Origin of the sequence: Mycobacterium sp. shizuoka-1 (genome assembly GCF_002723835.1) — a bacterium.
Taxonomy (GTDB): Bacteria; Actinomycetota; Actinomycetes; order Mycobacteriales; family Mycobacteriaceae; genus Mycobacterium.
Window position 1 is genome coordinate 5,381 of the sequence record NZ_BEWG01000058.1, and the last position, 4,651, is coordinate 10,031.

Sequence of the window (4,651 nt, forward strand, 5' to 3'; positions counted from 1 at the left end):
GGGTCGTCGGCCAGGCCGAGGTCGCGGTCCACCCGCGCTACCTCGACGGCGGCGGCGTGGAACAGGACCCTGACGAGCTGCTGACCTCCGTCCTGGAGGCCGGCCGGGCGGCCCTGGCACAGGCCGCCCGGCCGGTCGCGGCCGTCTCGCTGGCCAACCAGGGGGAGACCGTGCTGGCCTGGGACCCCGACACCGGCCGACCGCTGACCCAGGCCATCGTCTGGCAGGACAGCCGGGCCGAGCAGCTGTGCGCCGGCTTGAGCGACCATGCCGAGCTGTTCGCCGCCACCACCGGGTTGGTGCTGGATCCCTACTTCTCGGCACCCAAGATGGCCTGGCTGCGCCGCAACGTCGAGACCGCGGGCGTGGTCACCACATCGGACAGCTGGTTGTTGCACCGCCTCACCGGCGCCTTCGTCACCGACGCCACCACCGCCAGCCGCTCCCTGGTGCTCGAACTCGGCGGCCACCAGTGGAGCCAGGAGCTGCTCGAGCTGTTCGGACTGGCCGACGAGCGGCTGCCCGCGATCGTCGCCAACGACGCCGTCATCGGCAGCACCGACGCCTTCGGCCCCGACATCCCCGTCGGCGGAATCGTGGTCGACCAGCAGGCCGCACTGCTGGCGGAGGGTTGCTTCGACGAGGGCATGGCGAAATGCACCTTCGGCACCGGGGCGTTCCTGCTGGCCAACACCGGCGCCAACGCGGTGCGCTCCACCCACCGGCTGACCTCGTCACTGGCCTGGCGGCTGGCCGGCGCCGACACCTTCTGCGTGGACGGCCAGGTCTACACCGCGGCGTCGGCCGTGCGCTGGTTGACCGCATTGGGCATCGTGACCAGTGCCGAGGAGATGGACGGGTTCGCCGCCGCCGACAACAACGGTGTGCTGTGCGTCCCGGCGTTCGCCGGGCTGGCCGCACCGTGGTGGAAATCCCATGCCACCGCGACACTGTCGGGGATGACACTGGCCACCGGTCGCGGCCAGGTAATCCTCGCGGTGCTGCAGGGGATCGCGGCCCAGATCGCCGAACTGGTCACCGCGATCGACGCCGACGCGGCGACGCCGTTGACCTCGCTGCGCGCCGACGGCGGCCTGACCCAGTCGGCGGTGCTCATGCAGGCGTGCGCCGACATCGCGCAGCTGCCCGTGGAGATCTATCCGTCGGCGCACGCCACCGCCCTCGGCGCCGCCGCACTGGCCCGGCTGAGCCTGGCCCCGCAGCAGTCGGTGCGTGACGTCGTCACGGCCTGGCAACCGGCGGCCACCTACCAGCCCCGCTGGACCGCTTCGCGCGCAGCCGAATTCCGCGAGCGGTGGCGGCGTGTGGCCGCGACCACCTATCCCGAACAGGAGCAGGCATGACCCCCGCCGCCTACGACGTCGCCGTGATCGGTGGTGGCATCGTCGGATCCGCGATCGCGCGCGAACTCGCCGGGCATGAACTGTCGGTGGCGCTGCTCGACGCGCGCGCCGACGTCGGCGACGGCACCAGCAAGGCCAACACCGCGATCCTGCACACCGGGTTCGACGCCAAACCCGGCACCTTGGAGTCGGCTCTCGTCCGCCGCGGCTACCAGCTGCTCTCGGAGTACGCCACCCACACCGGTATACCGATCGAACGCACCGGGGCCATCCTGGTGGCCTGGGACGGCGAGCAGCTCGACGCGCTGCCCGGGTTGAAGGAGAAAGCGGAAGCCAACGGCTATCAACGCTGCGAGATCGTGGACGCCGCAACGGTATACGCCGAACTGCCGAACCTCGGTCCCGGTGTGCTCGGCGGGTTGACCGTGCCCGACGAGTCGATCATCTGCACGTGGACGGTCAACCTCGCGCTGGCCACCGACGCGGTCAACCGCGGCGTGACGGTGCTGACCGGCCATCGCGTCACCGGTGTGGACCTCGGTGCGGAGACGACCACGCTGCGCGCCGACGGCGCGGCTGCGGTCAGCGCGCGCTGGGTGGTCAACGCCGCGGGCCTGGGCGCCGATCACCTGGACGCCCTGTTCGGCTACCACCGGTTCACCGTCACCCCGCGCCGCGGCGAACTCATCGTCTACGACAAGCTGGCCCGCCCTCTGGTCGACAAGATCGTGCTGCCGGTGCCCACCGCGCGAGGCAAGGGGGTGCTGGTCAGCCCGACCATCTACGGCAACGTGATGCTCGGCCCCACCTCCGAGGACCTGCAGGACCGCACCGCGACCGGCACCTCGGAGGCCGGGCTGGACTTCCTGCTCGAGAAGGGCCGTGCGCTGATGCCGCGCCTGCTCGACGAAGAGGTCACCGCGACCTATGCCGGGCTGCGGGCCGCGATCGACCACGGCGACTACCTGATCGAGGCCGATCCGCAGCAGCGCTATCTGCTGGTCGGCGGCATCCGGTCGACCGGCCTGACGGCCGGGATGGCGGTGGCCGAATACGTCCGCGACCAGCTCGCGGCAGCCGGCGTCGCCACCACTGCGCGTGCGGCACTGCCGGATCCACCGGTGATGCCCAATTTGGGGGAGGCGTTCCCGCGGCCGTATCAGCGGGCCGAGCTGATCGCCGCCGACCCGGCCTACGGCCGCGTCGTGTGCTTCTGCGAGCGGGTGACCGAGGGCGAGATCCGCGACGCCTGCCGGTCGGTGATCCCACCCGCGACGCTCGACGGACTCCGGCGCCGCACTCGCGCCATGAACGGCCGCTGCCAGGCGTTCTACTGCGGCGCGGAAGTCCAGGAGCTGTTCGAGACCGCCACCACCTTGCCGGGAAGCCAACGATGACCTCCACCGACACCGCCGATGTCGCCATCATCGGCGCCGGCCCCGCGGGCCTGACCGCGGCCGCGACACTTGCTCGCGACAGCGGCCTGAAAGTCGTTGTGCTGGAACGTGAATCACAGCCCGGCGGCATTCCCCGGCACAGCGATCACCCCGGCTACGGCATCCGCGACATGAAGACCTTCATCAGCGGGCCAGCCTATGCGCGCCGGCTGACGGACACCGCGATCCGGGCCGGGGCCACGATCCACACCCGGGCAACCGTGACCGGGTGGGTCGACGACCTGACGCTGGCGGTGACCTCGCCGAAGGGCCGGACAGCGGTGTCCGCCCGGGCCGTCGTGCTGGCCACCGGCGCGCGGGAACGGGCCCGCCCGGCGCTGCTGATCCCCGGCGACCGCGCCGCGGGCGTCTACACCACGGGGCAGCTGCAGAACCTGGTGCACCTCAAGCACCGTGCGATCGGCCGCCGGGCGGTGGTCGTCGGCGCCGAACTCGTCAGCTACTCCGCGGTCCTGACCCTCAAGCACGCCGGCTGCCAGACCGCGCTGATGACGACCGTCCACCCGTCTCCGGAGTCCTATGGCCTGTTCAACCTCGCAGCCCGCAGCCCGCTGCTGGGGGTGCGGGTCGCGCGCCGAACCCGGGTGGTCCGCATCATCGGCAAACCCGCCGTGACCGGCGTCGAGATCGAGAACCTCGACACCGGCGAACGGCGGGTGGTGTCGTGCGACACCGTCGTGTTCACCGGGAACTGGATCCCCGACCACGAACTGGCCCGCGCCACCGGGCTGGACATCGACGCGGGCACGCTGGGACCGGTGGTGGACACGGCACTGCGCACCAGCCGGGCCGGGGTGTTCGCGATCGGCAACCTGCTGCATCCGGTGGATACCGCCGACATCGCCGCCCTCGACGGCCGCCACGTCTGCGCACCGGTCCTGGCCCATCTCGGCGGCACGCGGCCGGCGGCCCCCGGGGTGGCGATCCGCGCCGCCGACCCGCTGCGCTGGGTCGCCCCCAGCCTGCTGCGGCCCGGCGACCCGCCGCCGGCCCGGCACCGGCTGCTGCTGTGGACCGACACGCTGGTCCGGATCCCGAAAGTCGTTGCCCGCCAAGACGGCAAGACGGTCGGCAGCCGGATCCTGGCCTGGCCGGCCTCGCCGGGTCGGGTGTTCCGCGTACCGTCGAGCATCCTCGACCGGGTCGATCCACGCGGCGGCGCCGTGACGATCTCGGTCACCAACGCCCGCTGACCGCGGGGAATGCCCGGCGTCGGGTGGCGTTGCACAGCGACATGAAGCTCAACGATGCGGCCCGCGCATTGATCGGATCGGGCGCGGACGCCACCCTGGTCACCCTCAACCCGGACGGCAGCCCGCAGGTGTCGCTGGTGTGGGTGGCGCTGCAGCCCGGCCAGGAGGCCGGCGACAGCGACGAACTGGTGGTCGCGCACCTGTCCGAACACAAGAAGGTGCGCAATGTACGTCGCGACGGGCGCGTCGCCCTGACGATCGCGTCGGCGCACCCCGGTGCGGTCATGCGGCCGTATCTGGCGGTGACCGGCACCGCCCGCATCGTCGAAGGCGGCGCGCCGGAGGTGTTGCGGGGACTGGCCAAGGCCATGATCGCCGCCGACGACCCCGGCTTCCCGCCGCCGGATGCGCCGCCGGGCTACCTCACCCGCATCCGCATCGACACCGTCGGCGGGATCGGTCCCTGGGCGGGCTGAGCCGCTAGCCGTCGCGCTGCTGGGCCGCCGCCTCGAGTTCCTCTTCCCAGGCGCCCTCGTCGCGGCCGAGTGGGGGTCCCGGCAGTAATGGCGCAAAAAACAACGAGGTTCGCGTAGCGCCTGGTCCGGGTAGACGGACGAGTCGTTGTTGGTGGCCGCTA

4 protein-coding genes are annotated in these 4,651 nt (G+C 71.9%); all 4 read left to right on the forward strand.

Annotated elements, in window-relative coordinates; genetic code table 11:
• Window positions 1–1,364: FGGY family carbohydrate kinase (locus MSZK_RS17705; protein ID WP_233211368.1), on the forward strand; the 1,364-nt coding region annotated here is incomplete at its 5' end.
• Complete coding sequence (locus tag MSZK_RS17710; protein ID WP_099250007.1) at window positions 1,361–2,761, forward strand: NAD(P)/FAD-dependent oxidoreductase; 1,401 nt, start codon at window positions 1,361–1,363, stop codon at window positions 2,759–2,761. The genes MSZK_RS17705 and MSZK_RS17710, both read left to right, overlap by 4 nt.
• Window positions 2,758–4,014: an NAD(P)/FAD-dependent oxidoreductase gene (locus MSZK_RS17715; protein ID WP_099250008.1), complete on the forward strand. Its 1,257-nt coding sequence runs from the start codon at window positions 2,758–2,760 to the stop codon at window positions 4,012–4,014. Before MSZK_RS17710 ends, MSZK_RS17715 begins: the two co-directional genes overlap by 4 nt.
• Before the next feature lie 41 nt (window positions 4,015–4,055).
• The gene (locus tag MSZK_RS17720) at window positions 4,056–4,490 is read left to right on the forward strand and encodes a TIGR03618 family F420-dependent PPOX class oxidoreductase (protein ID WP_099250010.1); all 435 of its coding nucleotides are present in this window, start codon (window positions 4,056–4,058) and stop codon (window positions 4,488–4,490) included.
• The last annotated feature ends 161 nt before the right edge of the window (window positions 4,491–4,651 follow it).

Coding starts and splice junctions, on each gene's coding strand:
- MSZK_RS17710 (WP_099250007.1), top strand. CDS start 1,361: ATGACCCCCGCCGCCTACGACGTCGCCGTGATCGGTGGTGGCATCGTC.
- MSZK_RS17715 (WP_099250008.1), top strand. CDS start 2,758: ATGACCTCCACCGACACCGCCGATGTCGCCATCATCGGCGCCGGCCCC.
- MSZK_RS17720 (WP_099250010.1), top strand. CDS start 4,056: ATGAAGCTCAACGATGCGGCCCGCGCATTGATCGGATCGGGCGCGGAC.